18 protein-coding genes and 1 tRNA gene are annotated in these 14437 nt (G+C 57.6%); 5 read left to right on the top strand and 14 right to left on the bottom strand.

Features of this window, described 5'->3' with window-relative positions; genetic code table 11:
• Position 1 precedes the first annotated feature (1 nt).
• The gene (locus tag CIC07_RS09635; protein ID WP_076358117.1) at positions 2-679 is read left to right on the top strand and encodes a hypothetical protein; all 678 of its coding nucleotides are present in this window, start codon (positions 2-4) and stop codon (positions 677-679) included.
• A 352-nt stretch (positions 680-1031) separates the two neighbouring features.
• Here CIC07_RS09635 and CIC07_RS09630 read toward each other — a convergent pair whose 3' ends face one another.
• Complete coding sequence (locus CIC07_RS09630; RefSeq protein ID WP_076358118.1) at positions 1032-1424, bottom strand: GIY-YIG nuclease family protein; 393 nt, start codon at positions 1422-1424, stop codon at positions 1032-1034.
• A gap of 26 nt (positions 1425-1450) precedes the next feature.
• The gene (locus tag CIC07_RS09625; protein ID WP_076358119.1) at positions 1451-1930 is read right to left on the bottom strand and encodes a DUF6530 family protein; all 480 of its coding nucleotides are present in this window, start codon (positions 1928-1930) and stop codon (positions 1451-1453) included.
• 377 nt (positions 1931-2307) lie between these two features.
• Here CIC07_RS09625 and CIC07_RS09620 point away from each other — a divergent pair, with 377 nt between their 5' ends.
• A complete protein-coding gene (locus tag CIC07_RS09620; RefSeq protein ID WP_076358120.1) occupies positions 2308-3204 on the top strand; it encodes a class I SAM-dependent methyltransferase in 897 nt (298 codons plus the stop codon).
• A 145-nt stretch (positions 3205-3349) separates the two neighbouring features.
• On the opposite strand, the gene CIC07_RS09615 is transcribed toward CIC07_RS09620, so the two are convergent.
• The 5 genes from CIC07_RS09615 to CIC07_RS09595 all read right to left on the bottom strand — a co-directional run bounded on the left by CIC07_RS09615 (position 3350) and on the right by CIC07_RS09595 (position 5421).
• A tRNA-Leu gene (locus tag CIC07_RS09615) sits at positions 3350-3436 on the bottom strand.
• Positions 3437-3532: 96 nt separating this feature from the next.
• Positions 3533-3988: a TFIIB-type zinc ribbon-containing protein gene (locus CIC07_RS09610; RefSeq protein ID WP_139334439.1), complete on the bottom strand. Its 456-nt coding sequence runs from the start codon at positions 3986-3988 to the stop codon at positions 3533-3535.
• A gap of 32 nt (positions 3989-4020) precedes the next feature.
• Positions 4021-4224, bottom strand: coding sequence for a hypothetical protein (locus CIC07_RS09605; protein ID WP_094248380.1), 204 nt, complete (start codon positions 4222-4224; stop codon positions 4021-4023).
• A gap of 207 nt (positions 4225-4431) precedes the next feature.
• Positions 4432-4761: a hypothetical protein gene (locus CIC07_RS09600; RefSeq protein ID WP_076358123.1), complete on the bottom strand. Its 330-nt coding sequence runs from the start codon at positions 4759-4761 to the stop codon at positions 4432-4434.
• 87 nt (positions 4762-4848) lie between these two features.
• A complete protein-coding gene (locus tag CIC07_RS09595) occupies positions 4849-5421 on the bottom strand; it encodes a xanthine phosphoribosyltransferase (RefSeq protein ID WP_076358124.1) in 573 nt (190 codons plus the stop codon).
• A 161-nt stretch (positions 5422-5582) separates the two neighbouring features.
• Here CIC07_RS09595 and CIC07_RS09590 point away from each other — a divergent pair, with 161 nt between their 5' ends.
• The gene (locus CIC07_RS09590; RefSeq protein WP_076358125.1) at positions 5583-6629 is read left to right on the top strand and encodes a YkvI family membrane protein; all 1047 of its coding nucleotides are present in this window, start codon (positions 5583-5585) and stop codon (positions 6627-6629) included.
• Here the strand turns inward: CIC07_RS09590 and CIC07_RS09585 are convergent.
• On the bottom strand, positions 6626-7768 hold the full coding sequence (locus CIC07_RS09585) for a glycosyltransferase family 4 protein (protein WP_076358126.1): 1143 nt from the start codon (positions 7766-7768) through the stop codon (positions 6626-6628). The genes CIC07_RS09590 and CIC07_RS09585 overlap by 4 nt on opposite strands.
• Before the next feature lie 195 nt (positions 7769-7963).
• Here CIC07_RS09585 and CIC07_RS09580 point away from each other — a divergent pair, with 195 nt between their 5' ends.
• Positions 7964-9157 carry a GGDEF domain-containing protein gene (locus CIC07_RS09580; RefSeq protein ID WP_076358127.1) on the top strand — a complete coding sequence of 398 codons (1194 nt, stop codon included), beginning with the start codon at positions 7964-7966 and terminating at the stop codon, positions 9155-9157.
• Here the strand turns inward: CIC07_RS09580 and CIC07_RS09575 are convergent.
• From CIC07_RS09575 to CIC07_RS09550, 6 genes are all read right to left on the bottom strand, one after another.
• Entirely contained in the window at positions 9134-9838 is a 705-nt protein-coding gene (locus CIC07_RS09575; RefSeq protein WP_157741889.1) for an HAD family hydrolase, read from the bottom strand. The genes CIC07_RS09580 and CIC07_RS09575 overlap by 24 nt on opposite strands.
• A complete protein-coding gene (locus CIC07_RS09570) occupies positions 9816-10580 on the bottom strand; it encodes a metallophosphoesterase family protein (RefSeq protein WP_076358129.1) in 765 nt (254 codons plus the stop codon). The genes CIC07_RS09575 and CIC07_RS09570 overlap by 23 nt, the downstream gene beginning before the upstream one ends.
• Positions 10581-10653: 73 nt before the next feature.
• Positions 10654-11403 carry a DUF4247 domain-containing protein gene (locus tag CIC07_RS09565; RefSeq protein WP_076358130.1) on the bottom strand — a complete coding sequence of 250 codons (750 nt, stop codon included), beginning with the start codon at positions 11401-11403 and terminating at the stop codon, positions 10654-10656.
• Between the two features lie 12 nt (positions 11404-11415).
• Positions 11416-11922 carry a DUF4178 domain-containing protein gene (locus tag CIC07_RS09560; RefSeq protein WP_076358131.1) on the bottom strand — a complete coding sequence of 169 codons (507 nt, stop codon included), beginning with the start codon at positions 11920-11922 and terminating at the stop codon, positions 11416-11418.
• A gap of 39 nt (positions 11923-11961) precedes the next feature.
• Positions 11962-12378, bottom strand: a complete 417-nt coding sequence (locus CIC07_RS09555) for a DUF350 domain-containing protein (protein ID WP_076358132.1) — start codon at positions 12376-12378, stop codon at positions 11962-11964.
• 67 nt (positions 12379-12445) lie between these two features.
• Entirely contained in the window at positions 12446-13111 is a 666-nt protein-coding gene (locus CIC07_RS09550) for a PspA/IM30 family protein (RefSeq protein ID WP_076358133.1), read from the bottom strand.
• A gap of 216 nt (positions 13112-13327) precedes the next feature.
• On the opposite strand from CIC07_RS09550, the gene CIC07_RS09545 reads away from it, so the two are divergent.
• Entirely contained in the window at positions 13328-14407 is a 1080-nt protein-coding gene (locus CIC07_RS09545; RefSeq protein WP_157741888.1) for an AI-2E family transporter, read from the top strand.
• The last annotated feature ends 30 nt before the right edge of the window (positions 14408-14437 follow it).

The raw sequence follows: 14437 nt of genomic DNA, 5'->3' as shown, positions 1-14437 counted from the left end.
ATTGGGTTCATTGGCCGTTCATTTAAAAGCGACCTATCTGCAACTGAGGTTATCCATAGGGATAGTCATCCTGTTCATCCTTCTTGGCAGGTTCGCTGAATTCATCGTCGGCCTCTTTACAGCCGGCAGCGATAATTCCGCGCTCTCGGACGGCAACCTGCTGCTGCTCATTTTGCTCCTGTTCGCAACCGTGCTTCCGCTCGGCTATTACAAACGCATCATGCATTTAGGTGCGGGCCGAAACCAGTATTTTTGGGGGCTTCAACTCGTTTATGCCGTATGGGCGATGGCCATCGCCTTGTTCAATTGTTTGTGGCCTATGCTTGAAGAGAAGGTGCTTCACCGCAACACCGTCGATCTTATTGAAGCGTTCCATTGGAATGAATTTGGCATAGCCGGCTCTTTTCTCTACCAAACGGTTTTTTATCTGATGGCGATGGCGCTCCTAAGCATGCTGGTCTCCGGCTTCGACCATCTTGTCGGATGGCTGCTGTGGGTGCTGTTCATAACGGCGATCCCGGCCGGGACGGCGATTCCTGCGCTGCGGACCCATGTGGCTTCCTTTTTCGAAGCCTTGCTGTTCAACGCTTCGCTGCTGGAGGGCGTCGGATTCAATCTCGTGCTGCTCTTCGCTTTCGTGGCTGGCGGCTGGTATTTCACTAGGCGAAGAACGCATTGAATGGGTGCCTGACAGCTGAAGAAAGTTATGCCACCATAGGAGTAAATGGAGCGGGGATGTTCCCCACGTTCATTTCCAACTCGCAAAAAAGCTCCTGCATCGCTGCCGGACGGCGGATGCGGAGCTTTTTCGATTTATGGGCATGCTGCTTGGCCCGGCATCGGGATGCCGTCCCAGCCATCGCAAGCATAGTCCGGCTTCATAAAGTGTTCCCGGCAAGCCTTCGAGCCGGTTGACGGCCAAGATGCTCGCCTCTATTTGACCGAGTCCGTCATGCCCGCCACGAAATGCTTCTGCATCAGAATGCCGGCGAGCTCCCGGAGCTTCCTCTATTCGGATGCTTGAAGGCATCCTACCTTTGCCGCTTCGGCTTGTTGTAGCCTTTGTCTCCGTACGGCTCCAGCTTCTCCAGCCATAGTTCAAGCAAGGCGTCGACCTCCGCCTGGTAAGCCTTCAGCTCGGAGCGATCCCCCATGAACTCTTCCTTCGGCTTGATCTGATCGAGCTCTTCATAAACGAAGCTGTCCGCTCCGTATGTTTTCCAGTCCTGTTGAAGCTCGTGCATGCTGTTCAGTCCCGTGCTTTTGAAAAAGTCCAGCCGGTTCTTCGCTCCGGGAAGATCCATGCTGCCGCATACGAGCACCTTGCCGTTCTGCGTATTGCGGATCTGATAGACGCCCATGGGGCGAAAGGACTGCTTGTATTCGGAGGCAAGCTCCTTTTTGCTTTGCTTATCCAGCGACATGATTGTATTCTCCTTCCGTGGAATGCTTAATAGCCCATTTCCTTCAGCTGCCGGGACAGCACCGCCAGCCGTTCCCCGAGCAGCTCTCCATCCTCGCCCAACGCCTGGCTGAACAGCCGGATGTCTTCGCCGATTCTGTCGTTGCCCGTGCATACCTCTACCGTCATCGCATCGCCCTGAAGTCCGACGCGGTCGATCACCGGATTTTCCGGATCATACAGCTCGGGGTATCGGTAAGCCTCGCGGAAGTGCATCATGCCCCGCGTAAGCAGAATCGCGAGATCAAGCACCCGGTGAAGAGGCAGCTCCTCCGACTGGCGGGACCATTTCTCTCCGGTATAGCGCCATACCTTGGCCGAGATGTCGACTTTGCCGCGGTCGTTCCATTGGGCGAGGCCGAGCGAAAGGCCCTTCGCATCGGAATGATTCGCATTCCGTCCATCCACCTGCTCGTAATTTTCCGTCACAAGGACGGGCTTGTGCTTAAGGCCCGTAGGTATTTTCACGAGAAATCAGCTCCCTTTCTTCCTATCCGCATGGCATGCAAGCGAACTTTTTTAAATTACTAATTTACTAAATTACTAATTTACTGATATGAACCCAGAATACCGCATAGCTCCGCCGTCGTCAACAAGCTCCTGCTGCCATGCAAATAGACTGTCGCCCCCCGCCCGACAGTTCCCTTCGGCTCTTCAACATCGGCGGCGCCGAGCAAGCTCCTGAATCAAGGACATCAAGGACATGGGAATATCCGTTTCTGTCTAAGGCCGCTTTTATTGTGGACATTAGAGGTCCATTATGGTTATATAGAAAGAGGGATTGCCTGCTCCAGAAGCTGGACAAGCTTTCCCATGACGACACTTTACTTCTAGGAGGAGATTACATGCCCTCATTTTTTGATGCGGCTGTTTGGGAGCAAGAATGGAAACATGCTGGAGATACCCTTGTGAATACGATGAAAAAAGCCGGAATCGATCCGTCCCGATCGTTCGATTCCAAGGCGGCTTCCTTCAACGAGCAGTCATTCAGCGCGGAAGGACGAAAACGAACCGACAGGATCATAGCCTGGCTCGAAGGACAAGGGGTCCCTTTCCATAACGCCTCCGTTCTGGACATCGGCGCCGCCTCGGGAGTGTTTTCCGTGCCTTTTGCCGAGCGAGGAGCTCATGTCACGGCTGTCGAATCCTCTCCCCCTCTGATCGGGCTGCTGCAAGAAAACATGAAGAAATTCGGCCTGGACAAGACGACGATCGTATCCGAGCCGTTCGAGGCTGTCGATGTGCAGGCAAGAGGCTGGAGCCAAGCCTTCGATCTCGTTTTTGTCTCCATGTGCCCGGTGATCCTCGACTGGGAAAGCGTGGAAAAGGTACTCCGATGCGCCCGGCAGTTTTGCTATATCAGCATGCCGGCTGGCTCAAGGGTGAACAGCCTGGCGCAAGAAATCTGGCCGCTGCTCGCCGATAGGCCCTTCAAGGAAAAAGAAACGGAGTTCGGGTATTTCCTCCACCTCCTGTATCTCAAAGGATATTCCTATGAGTCGCTCGTCACCCGGGAAATGAAATCGGCCGAGCTCTCCATAGAAGAGGCGCTGCAGGAAGCGATGCATTGGCTCCGCATCTACGGCCTTCCTTCCGATGAGAGGAGCCGCAAGACGGTGGCGGACTACTTGGAGAGGACATACCCTTCCGGCAAAGTCGCCGTCCAGGAAGGCGGCCGGTTCGGCAAAGTGGTCATTCGCCTGCAGGATCCAAGCATGCCGGAAAGAACGGTTCGGAGCTGAGAGACCGGCCGGCTTTTCCAACCCTGTCGTCGATCATTTGCAAGAGGGAATGATCGGCGACCCTGCCGCGTCAAACATGAACGACATGAAAAACAGGCTCCTGACGGCAGAAATGCCGTTCAAGAGCCTGTGAAAGGTTGAGGTATGGTGCGGTCAAGAGGACTTGAACCTCCACGTCATTGCTGACACTAGAACCTGAATCTAGCGCGTCTGCCAATTCCGCCATGACCGCACATCTTGTACTTCGCAGCGAAGCAACCGCTGCAACGTTGTTTATATTATCATGTCCGTCATGGACAAGTCAACGGATCCCTAAAAGTTCCGCAATTCAGTTTTTTGAAGGCAGCGGCTGGTACGCATGGCTTCCCTGCATGGCTTGCTCCACCGTATGCTTCTGCGCTCTCCCGAATTCCGCAGGAGGCATTCCATACCCTTCGTCCGCCGTTCCGATAGCCAAAGCCCCGGCTTCAGCCGGCACATACCCGTAAGGAGATGAGCCGGCGCCAGGCGCGGCTTCCGGATCGGGAGCTCCGTACACCGTAACCTGCTCATCCCTGCTGCTTGCACGCTCTCCTGCTTCCGCTGAGCCGGCTCCGAACGGGGCTTCCTGCTCAGGATCAGCGGCAGGACCTGGAGTGTAAGGATAGAGCTCCACCCCTCCGAATGCCAGCTTGTCCTCTTCATGTCCGGTAAGCCGCACGCTTCCGCATACCGGGCATTTGTGGATCGAAATTCCGTCCGTCTCCGAATGATTCATGACCATATGGTCGTTAGGGCATAACATGTTGCGCCGCCTCCTTCGTTTGTTGAGGACGATCAGGAACGCGGAGCCGCTGCAGGCTCGTACCGGTAGCTCCGGCTCAGCTTGACGACACGCTTGTTCGGCCTTCGGATCATGACCGAATCGTCATCCCAGGCCACTACGATTCCAAGCACGTCGTTCTGCTCCATCTCATCCCGGATCACCCTGACCTTCTCGCCTGAGAGCCGATATTGGTTCAGCAGGTCTTCGCTTGCGATGTTCATAAATGTACCCTCCATTCTCAAGGTTGAAACAGCTCCAGCTATGCATATCGTATCCTCAAGACGCAAAAAAAGCCCCGGAAGACTGGCTAGCCGCATGTCTCCCGGACCTCTCTATGCTTCATTCGGCGTTGCCGCAGCTCCTTCGGCGTCGCCGACTGGCTTCATTCGGCGTTGCCGGCAGATCATTCGACGTTCGACAGGTCACTCGGCGTTGCCGACATGCTCCTTGGTGTCGTTAGTCTCGAACCACTCGTCCAGAACTCTGGAAGACATCACGCGCTTGGCGATATAATCGGCCTGGCGCTCGGTGAACTGGCCCTTCCATTCCATCCCCAGCTCCTCGCTGAGCTTCACGACCGTCAGCAGCTCCGACCAGGCGACGTAGCGCTTGTACCAGAAAAACTGCGGATGCTCGATCATGTAAGGATAGAGATCGTCAAACTCCGTATGTTTGCAATCGAGCGCGCGCTCGAAATGGACTTTGGCATCGGACAGCTTGGATTCAAAAAACTCGGAACTCGCGTTTTCCATATCCTTATGCCTCCCTTGAAGATCTTGTTCCTATTATAGGGGATACGGCTATCCGGGAAAAGAGTTGATTTCCCGCTGATGTTGTGCTCAATCCGCGAACACGATGTTCCCGTTCTCGAGCGAGGCGATCTTGACCAGCGATTCCACGCGGATTCCGCTCTCCCGCATCGTGCTTGCGCCGGCTTGGAAGGCTTTCTCCACGACGACGCCGAGACCGGCCAGCGAAGCCCCGGAGCGCTCGATGATGCGGACCAGGCCGCGCGCGGCATCTCCGTTGGCGATGATGTCGTCGATGAACAGCAGCCGGTCGTCCGCAGAGAGCATGGACTTGGATACCATCAGATCCGTCACGATTCCCTTGGTGAACGAAGGCACCCGTTCCGAATAATGATCCGGATCGGCGATCAGCGTCTTCTTGCGGCGGGCGAACAGCAGCGGCACACCGAGCTCGAGGGCGGTGGCGAACGCGACGGGAATGCCGGACGATTCCACCGTAATGACTTTGGTCACCTGCTCCTCGGCGAAGATGCGCGCGAATTCCCGCCCCATCTCCATCGTAAGGACAGGATCGACCTGATGATTCAGAATCGCATCGAGCTTGACCACGTCGCTCGACATGACAGAGGCTTCCTGCAAGATGCGTTGCTTCAATTGTTCCATGGCGCATTAGTCCCTTCCGGCGTCATTCTTTCCGTTAAATTATCATAGCTGGAGCGTTCGCGCAACCCGGGACGGGCTCCCCGCCTGCCAAAGACTTGTCATGCCTGTCCCCTCCCTGTCATAGAATGGTAGGGATTGATTCAGAAGCGGAGGCGACGAGAATGCCGGGACGCACAGGGCGAGTGCTGCAGATCGGGTTTACGTATATGGGCACCATCGTCGGAGCCGGCTTCGCGACCGGACAGGAAATCTTGCAGTTTTTCACCCGGTACGGCTACTGGGCTTCCTTCACCATTGCTGTCGCGACGGTTTTTTTCATCTGGCTCGGAGCCAAGATGATGATTCTGGCCGGTGAGATCGGCGCCAAATCCTACGAGGATCTCAACAAGGCGCTGTTCGGCCGCTCGATCGGGCAGCTGGTCAGCCATTTCATGCTTGTCGTGCTGCTCGGCGTCAATGCGATCATGCTTGCCGGAGCGGGAACGATCTTTTATGAGAACTGGAACATCTCGTATCAGACCGGCCTCGTCGTCACTCTCGTCGCTTGTTATGCGATGCTGCGCAGGGGAATGAAGGCGATCCTTACCGTCAACAGCATCGTCGTGCCCGTCATGCTGCTGTTCACCGTGTTCGTCCTGTTCGACACCTTCCATTCTCCCGGCTCAGATCGCTGGATCACATTGCAGACCGACGCATCGCCGCTTCGGATATGGGCTTCCCCATTCCTGTATACGGCTTTCAACCTCGCCATGGCCCAGGCCGTGCTCGTGCCGCTCGGAGCCGAGATCGCCGACCGCAAGGCGATCAAGCTCGGCTCCTGGTTCGGAGGTTTCGGCATCGGCTTCATGCTGCTGGCAGGCCATATCGCCCTCAGCTCCCATATGCCGGGCGTCCAGCAATATGCGATTCCGATGGGCGGCATCGCGCGGCAGCTCGGCAGCGGCGTGCAGCTCATCTACATTTTCCTGATCTTCTCCGAGATTTTCACGACGCTGATCGCGGACGTGTACGGCCTTGCGCTCCAGCTGCAGGACCGCCTCCCCATTCCCCGGAATTTGATCATCATCCTCATCCTCATCTTCTGCTATCTGCTCAGCCAGATCGGCTTCGGCCCGCTCGTCTCGACGCTCTATCCGTTGTTCGGCTTCGTAAGCCTCGGATGGCTGCTGCTGATGATACGCAAAAAAACCGGGAGGGGGGGGAATTAGCCGTTCCCGCCCGCTTCCGGCGCCGTCTCCAGATAGACCTGCTTCAATTGGGAAATCACTCTCGTAAGGGAATAGGCCTTCTTCGCTTTGTCCCATGCCGCCCGCGCCAGCTGGTAGCGGAACGTCGAATCCGTCACGAGGCTCTCCAGCGCAGCCGCGAGCGCGGCCGGATCGTCCGGGGGAACGAGCAGTCCGTTCACGCCGTCGTCGATCTGCTCGCCGATGCCGCCGACATCCGTCCCGACAAGCGCAAGCCAGCACAAGGCCGCTTCGGCGAACACGCTGCCGAACGCCTCCGCTCTGGACGGAAGGACAAAAACGTCGAAGAAGGGCATGAACTCCTCCGGATGGAGCATGTAGCCGTAAAAGATGATGTCGTCGTATAAGTCCAGGCTCTGGGCCAGCGCCTCGAGCTCCTCGCGGATCGGGCCGTCGCCGATGATGTGCAGCACGAACGGATGCCCTTTGGCCTTCAGCTCCGCGCAGGCATGGAGCAGGATGTCGATGCCCTTGGCAGGGACGAGCCGGCATACCGTAATGAGCTGCGGAACCGCATTTTCGTGGCTGATCGGCTTGAATCTGCGCTCGTCGAATCCGTTGGCGATGATTCCGATGTCTTCGGGGCGCTCCACATAGGGCGCCAGATAGGCGCGGAATGAATCCGACACCGTCAGGATCCGGTCCGCGGTATCCTCGATTTCCTTGTAGATGGATGTCAGGAACCGGTGTTCGGGACCGCCCTCCTGAATTTTGCCGTTAAGGATCAGCTCCCTCTCGTAGCTGGAATGGATCGTGACGACCAGCGGCGTATCCGGGAAGACCTGCTTCATGACAAGCGCCGCAACGGGATGATGCGCATGGATCAGATCATAGGAGCGCTTGACGCGCAGCTTTGTCCACCACAGGTAATCCCGAAGCGTCTGCAAATATTTGGCCGTAATCGGATTGTCCTCGAACTCGCCCGCATTCAGATGGAGGAACGGAAAGTCCTCCTTTCCTTTGCCCCGGATTCTTTTGGGCAGGGAGAACAGCTCTGTCGGCCAGCCGACTTTGTTGAACCTCTCCTGCATGTACGGAACCATGGAAGAAACGCCGCCGGGCTGTTCCGGCGGAAAAAACAAGGCCTGCAAAATTTCCATCGTCCGCATCTCCTCCGAACAGACATGATCATGTTATACTAGAACGGACGTTCCCTCTAATATCTTCCTCCCGTCAAGCCGATACCGCCATTGTAGCATGAAACGGACCCTCGATAGATTCCAGGCAGCAAGATCATGGAATTCGAGATCCGAAGTCGCAAGAAGAATCGTTGACAAAGACGGAGTGTATTCGCTATGACCAATTGGATGTCGAACCCTTCCATCGGACTGTTCGCTTCAGCCTGCTCCCTCACCGTGCTGGCCATGATGATGTTCATGTCCGTGCGCCTGTACCGCAGCTACCGGCGGCATCCCGTCTACCGGCTGCTGATCGTCGTGCTGCCGCTCCTGATGATGCTGCAGCTGCTTCAGGCTGCCGGGGCCGACGGCGGGACCTCCCCGCCGCTTCTCCAGCTGGGGACCAGACTGCTGGGCATTTTCGCTTTCATCATTATAAACTTTGTGTTCATGAAATTATACAGCCATCCTGCCGTCCGCCTCAAGGGAGCGCCCTTTTTCCTGATGGCGCTCGCCGCCGCCCTCATCGCGGGACTCGAGATCGCATTCAATCCGCGTCTGCTGGAGACTTCCGCCGGCGCGCCGATCCCGTTCGTAGGCCTCGATTTCTATGGAATTCTTGTCAATTTCCTGATTTTGCTGGACACGAGAGGTGTCGAGCTGCGCACGAAGTATTCCGTCGGCCTCATGATCTACTTCGCCGGAGACCTGGCCCGCGTCACCGACCGCTATGTCTTCCAAGGCAGCGTGCCGATGCTGCTGCTGCTCTCTAGAATGCTGCCCGTCATCTACTTCATCCTGCTTTTCCTGCTGCTGTTCGAATGGGTGGTCGACAGGCTGCTGACGACTTACCGCTCCTCCATCACCGACGGGCTGACGGGATTGTACAACCGCAAGCACTTCCATCAGAAGGCCGGCCAGATGATGGTCCGCGGCAAGGGAATCGCCGTCATCTTCGGCGACATCGACAACTTCAAGAAGCTGAACGACACCCACGGGCATCATCGGGCGGACGGGGTGCTCAAGCAGGTCGCCGAGATCATGCGGGAGATCAGCCAGAGCGGCGGCATAGCCGGCCGTTACGGGGGCGAGGAGCTGCTGCTCGCTGTAGGCGCCGGGGACAAGGCCGCCGAGATCGCAGAGCTGCTCCGCCGCCGGGTCGAAGAAGAGTCCATCGTCACGATGAGCATCGGCGTCAGCTATTCCCGCAGCGGCAGCACCGTGGAGGAAGTCATCCGGGAAGCCGATGAAGCCATGTACCGCTCCAAGACGACGGGCAAGAACAAGGTGACGATCGTCAATGCTCCGGCCCGCCCGGGACGCGGCAAAAAAAGCGGCTCCCTGAAATCAGGAAAGCCGCTTGATGGATGATGCCGTCTGGCCCCATGCATGCCGGATCGCTTCGGGAAGCTCGGCCAGGCCGGAGATGACGGCATCGGGCATGACCGCGATGGATTCGTTCCAGGGCTGGCTCCGCTTGAGCCATACGGCCCGCATTCCGCTGAGAAGCGCGCCTTCGACGTCGTTGACGGGATGATCCCCGACGAAGAGCGCCTGCTCGGGATTGACGTCGAGCTCAGCCAGAGCCCGGGCGAATATGAGTGGAGACGGCTTCTTGATTCCCGCCGATTCCGAGACGACGATGGAGCCGAACCAGCCCCGAATGCCCAGCTTGTCGATCTTGCCGTTCTGGATGTCGTCCCTGCCGTTCGTGACGATGCCCAGCCTGTAGTAGGGACGAAGCGCGGACAACAGCTCTCTCATCCCCTCCATCGGAACGGCGGAAGCCACATAATGCGTCTGGTAGTATCCGTACAGCTCTTCCCACCCCGCCGCCGGCCTGCACGGGAGGCGCTGCAGGATGTCCCGGAACAATTGCGGTTTGTTCTTGTATCCGTCTTCATCCCATTCGACGACGGAGTCGATCCAGCTCTGGCGTTCATCGCCCGCTGCATCGGCATAGTCATCCGCCAGCCTGGAGGCAAAGCGGAGGAAAGCGGCCTGGCGGTCGAGCAGCGTGTTGTCCAGGTCAAACAGGATCGCGCGTATCATCGGCATCGCCTCCACTGTCAAGTCGTTTTGCGCGATAACGTCCGGTTCTCAGCTCCAGCGTGTAAGCCTCGGCATCGGGCATGCCGGCCTCGAGAGCCAGCCTTACCGCCTCCTCGATATCATACGGCACGCGAATCAGCTGCAAGGAGAATGGAGCCGCTCCGGCCGCCTGACGCGATCCCTCCAGAACCGCATAGGAAGCTTGCGTCATATCCAGCGGGTTGCCTACGCTGCCGCAATTGAACAGCATCCGGCCGTCCAGATGCTGGACATAGGCTTGGTGGATATCGCCGTATCCAAGCACATCGGCCCGATGCTCCTTCCCGGGCGGAGGCTCGAACATCGCCAGCCTGGTCTCCTCTGAATCCCAGGGCTGCACCCGCTTATACACGCTTTCGGGAGAGGCATGGAGCAGTCGGATCCGCCTGCCGCTCAGAACGTATTCCACGGAAAAGGGAAGGCCGGCCAAATAGCGGAGCCGTTCCTCCCCGAGACGGGCTTGATGCCACCGGATGAATTCAAGCTCGGATTCCTTGCTGATGAAGTCGTCCCAGTTCCCCTTGATGACGGCCTGGCAGCTGCTGCGGATCCGATCGACGGCTTCAGCCGAGCCCGGTCCCTTGCCGATGAGATCGCCCAAGCAGACGATCCGGCCGATTTCCCGTCTGGCGATGTCGCCGAGCACAGCCTCGAGCGCCGGCATGTTGCCGTGGATATCCGAGATGATGGCGATTCTGTCCATAGGCTTCCTCCTTGATGAAGCGCGCCTGATCTAATCTATGCCGATGGCGGATTCGGCATATCTATCTCGCCGGTTATCGTCGGCGCCTTATTTTGCCGGAGCTGCCGAACTTCGTCTTCGGCACGCTCTTGCGCGGAGACAGCCACGAGCCGCCGCTGTCCGAGGAGGATCCGCCGCCCCGCTTGATCGTGCCTTTGCTCCCGCTGGAGGTCGTCGGATTGCGGTCGAAGAGGCCACCGCTGTCGCTCGGACGATCCGTGACCTTGCCGCCTCGCTTGGTGATGAAGCCCTTTCCGGGCACCGTCAGAGGAGGCGCCATCTTTTTGTCCGATGCGGAAGGCGTCCGGTAAGAGCCGGTCGCCGGCTTGTAGACATCGCGGCCAGTATACCCGCGGTATTTGCCGTAGCTCCCGATCGTGTCGAACAGCTGTCCGACCAATACAGCCGTCAAGTAGCCTTCCAGGAAGGAAGGGCTGTAGTTCCGCTGTATGAATTCCTTGTTGTCGATCTCGATCAGCGTATCCTGAGGCTCGGCCGGATCCCTTTGCAGATGATACCACTGGTCGGAATAGACGAGGAACATCCGTTCATCGTCCGAATCCGACATCTGCTGGGGCTTCTTCTGCTCCGCAAGCCTAGCTGCGACCTCCGGCACGGTCTCGCCGGCGGCCCGGTACACATAGGAGGTCTGGCCGCCGTCCTTGCTTACCGACACGAGCGGGTACTGATCGCTTACTCTGGGAGCTCCGCAGCCGCTGAGCAGCGATACCATCAGCGTCGCGGCCAGGACCCACTTAAGGGCGTTCAACCACTTTTTGCCCATCTGCTAGCCCTCCTAGCTTCCCCGCAGCACCTTCACGTCGGCCGTCAGGATCGATTCCCCCTCATAGAGAAGGATTCTCCCTTCCTGCCATTCGATGCGGAGCAGCCTGCGGTCGTCGGATTGGTACTGCCATACATGAAGCTCCCCGCCCGCCTGATGCGGCGAGCGGCCCGTCACCTGGACCGGCGACGAGTAGTTCTCTTCCAGGTAGTAGTCTCTTCCGTCCAATTCCATCGTGGAAGGGATCTCTTCTATGGAATCCATTCTTCCGTCCACCGGAGCATACAGCGTATACTCGGTGCTCTGACGGTCTTCGATATGGAGATAGCGCAGCTCCGTCCCGTCCTGGAGGGACAGGAAGGTTTCCCTGCGCCTGACGTTCTGCGTCTTGCCGATGACCTCATAGGTGACCAGAGACACCTCGCATATATCGCCCGGACCCAGCGTCAGCAGGCTCTTTTCAGGCTTGGGCGGCTCCGGCTTCCGGAGGATGCCCGAGATCCGTTTGAACAGGCTCATCTCCCGTTCCCCCTCTCTAGATGTTCCATCCTTTGTGCGTTACAGCGTAGAAGCGACGATCAGCGCCCCGGTGAGATGCAGCGAACCAGCCAGCAGCGCATGGGCGATTTTGCCGTCCTTCGTCCCTTCATCGAGATGGAAGCCTCCAAAGCGGTCCAGCAGCCGGCGAACGACAAGCTCGATGATCAGCAGGATGACGAAGGAGACGACCGACACGATCAGCGCCTCGGACAGGCTGTAGGAGGTTCGCACCGCTTGGGCGAGTATGTATCCTTGGGCAAATAATTTCATGACAAAACGAGTCGTCACCGCTACGTTCCCCTTGCGCATCTCCGCAAGATCCTTATAGCGGGTCGTCAGCGAATCGACAGCCATCAGCAAGGCCAGAAGCAGAGCTCCGGCAGCCGTCCAGGCGAAAGTGCCGGTCAAGAGCCGGACAGCGGATTCAAGCGTCATCAGAAGTTCCCCCGTTCATTAGATAAGGGGCGGCCGCGCCATGCGGCACGCGCCTCCCCTTACAGCCTTATTTTTCGTATTGCTTCAACAGGGCGGCCAGCTCATCCTCGACGGCCTTGTCTTTGCCCAGAGCCTCGAACTCCTCGTCGAGCGATTTGCCTTTGTCGTTCAGCACGTTGCTCGCCTCGGCCTGAGATTCCATCTGGAGCACCTTCTCCTCCATGCGCTTCAGTCCGGCCATCGCCGTATCGTTGCCGAAGCCGTTCATCGTGCGGTTGATGTCCACTTGGGCTTTGGCCGCATTGGCGCGGGCTACGAGCGTCTCGCGCTTGCTCTTGAGGTCGGCCAGCTGCTTCTGCATCTGGCCGAGCTTCTCGCGCAGGTTGTCGGCGGAAGCCTTGTTGCTGTCGTAGGCGGTCTTGAACTCGTCGCGCTTCGCCTCGGCGGATTTCTTCTCTTCCAGAGCGCGGCGGGCCAAATCGACATTGCCGTTCTGGACGGCGAGATGGGCTTGCTCGTTGCGCTTCTGCACAAGCGCTTCCTGCTCTTCATATTGCTTCTTGAATCTTTTCTCCAGCGCGATCTGGGCGGCAACCGCCTTCTCGGCATCCTCCAGATCGTCGGCCATGTCACGGATGTATTGATCGGTCATTTTCACCGGATCCTCGGCTTTTTCAATCAGGGAGTACACATTGGAGAGCGTCAGGTCGCGAAGCCTTTTGAACAGGGACATGGTTTATTTTCCTCCTTGGGTCGGTTCTGAATGGAATCGGCATGAGCATAGTTAGCAAGTAAGAAGCTCTGAACCGAGTTTTTTCTGCCGTTGAATCTACATACGGCGCAGCGGCAGGAAGGTTTCTTTCGCACCGCATTTTTTTCATGGATTAGAGCAAGCGCCGTCCGGGTACAACTGAGGTAAAAGCTTCAACCGTTAATGGGGGTCTGCCGGGTGAAAATCGGACGTTTCTATCAAATCTGCATCAGCATCATTCTCGTGCTTCTCATCCTGTACCTGATGTCCAAGCTGGACTTCGTCTATCGTCCGGTGCTGCTGGCATTCAACATGCTGCTGCTGCCGTTCGTCGTGTCTTTCTTCTTCTATTACCTGTTCAGGCCGCTCGTCACGCAGCTCCACAAGTGGAACCTGCCCAAGTGGCTGGCCGTGCTGCTGCTGTTCATCCTGATCTTCTCCGTCTTCGCTCTGCTGATCGTGCTCGTATGGCCGCCTCTGCAGTCCCAGACTCAGGAATTCCTGAACAACCTGCCTGCCTTGGCCTCCGCCGTACAGGATCAGATCGACTACCTGCAGCAGCAGAGCATCGCGGGCTTCAGCCTGAAGGAGCTTGATCTGACGACCAAGGTGTCGACCTATCTGGAGCAGTTCATCAACTACGCATCCACTTATCTCCAGGGTGCCGTGTCCATCGTGACGACGGTGTTCCTCGTCGTCGGCACCGTGCCGGTTCTCCTCTACTATATGCTGAAGGAGGACCGGAAAGGCTATACATCGTTCGTCCGCTTCTCTCCGGCCAAATACCGCGGCGATGCCATCGAGATCTTCAACTCCATCGACAAGATGCTCAGCGAGTTCGTCATCGGGCGGGTTGTCTGCTGCCTTGCGCTCGGTGCGTTCTGTTATGTCGGCTTCTTGATCGTGGACCTGCCGTATTCGCTGCTGCTGGCGATTTTCGTCGGCTCCATGAACATGATTCCCTATATCGGCTCCATTATCGGCGCGGTGCCGTGCATTCTGATCGCCTTCACCGATTCCTTCTCCTCCGCCGTATGGGTTCTCGTCATCATCCTGATCGCCCAGCAGCTGGAAGGCAACCTGATCTCCCCGTTCGTCTACGGAAGAACGATGGACATCCACCCGCTCACCACGATCGTCGTCGTGCTGATCGCCGGAGCGGTCAGCGGCATCGTCGGCGTCATGATCTCCATACCCGTCTACATGATGGCCAAGATCATCATCCTGCAGATCGCGGAGCACTATGAGAAGAGGGCCCAGCCGGAAGGCTCTCCTTGATTAGGTAAAGAGAGCCCGCTCCGGCAAGCT

Origin of the sequence: Paenibacillus sp. RUD330, from assembly GCF_002243345.2 — a bacterium.
Classification (GTDB): domain Bacteria; phylum Bacillota; class Bacilli; order Paenibacillales; family Paenibacillaceae; genus Paenibacillus_O.
This window is presented reverse-complemented; position numbering and strand designations above follow the sequence as displayed.

Coding starts and splice junctions, on each gene's coding strand:
- CIC07_RS09630 (WP_076358118.1), bottom strand. CDS start 1,424: ATGTCGCTGGATAAGCAAAGCAAAAAGGAGCTTGCCTCCGAATACAAG.
- CIC07_RS09620 (WP_076358120.1), top strand. CDS start 2,308: ATGCCCTCATTTTTTGATGCGGCTGTTTGGGAGCAAGAATGGAAACAT.
- CIC07_RS09610 (WP_139334439.1), bottom strand. CDS start 3,988: ATGTTATGCCCTAACGACCATATGGTCATGAATCATTCGGAGACGGAC.
- CIC07_RS09600 (WP_076358123.1), bottom strand. CDS start 4,761: ATGGAAAACGCGAGTTCCGAGTTTTTTGAATCCAAGCTGTCCGATGCC.
- CIC07_RS09595 (WP_076358124.1), bottom strand. CDS start 5,421: ATGGAACAATTGAAGCAACGCATCTTGCAGGAAGCCTCTGTCATGTCG.
- CIC07_RS09590 (WP_076358125.1), top strand. CDS start 5,583: ATGCCGGGACGCACAGGGCGAGTGCTGCAGATCGGGTTTACGTATATG.
- CIC07_RS09585 (WP_076358126.1), bottom strand. CDS start 7,768: ATGGAAATTTTGCAGGCCTTGTTTTTTCCGCCGGAACAGCCCGGCGGC.
- CIC07_RS09580 (WP_076358127.1), top strand. CDS start 7,964: ATGACCAATTGGATGTCGAACCCTTCCATCGGACTGTTCGCTTCAGCC.
- CIC07_RS09575 (WP_157741889.1), bottom strand. CDS start 9,838: ATGATACGCGCGATCCTGTTTGACCTGGACAACACGCTGCTCGACCGC.
- CIC07_RS09570 (WP_076358129.1), bottom strand. CDS start 10,580: ATGGACAGAATCGCCATCATCTCGGATATCCACGGCAACATGCCGGCG.
- CIC07_RS09565 (WP_076358130.1), bottom strand. CDS start 11,403: ATGGGCAAAAAGTGGTTGAACGCCCTTAAGTGGGTCCTGGCCGCGACG.
- CIC07_RS09560 (WP_076358131.1), bottom strand. CDS start 11,922: ATGAGCCTGTTCAAACGGATCTCGGGCATCCTCCGGAAGCCGGAGCCG.
- CIC07_RS09555 (WP_076358132.1), bottom strand. CDS start 12,378: ATGACGCTTGAATCCGCTGTCCGGCTCTTGACCGGCACTTTCGCCTGG.
- CIC07_RS09550 (WP_076358133.1), bottom strand. CDS start 13,111: ATGTCCCTGTTCAAAAGGCTTCGCGACCTGACGCTCTCCAATGTGTAC.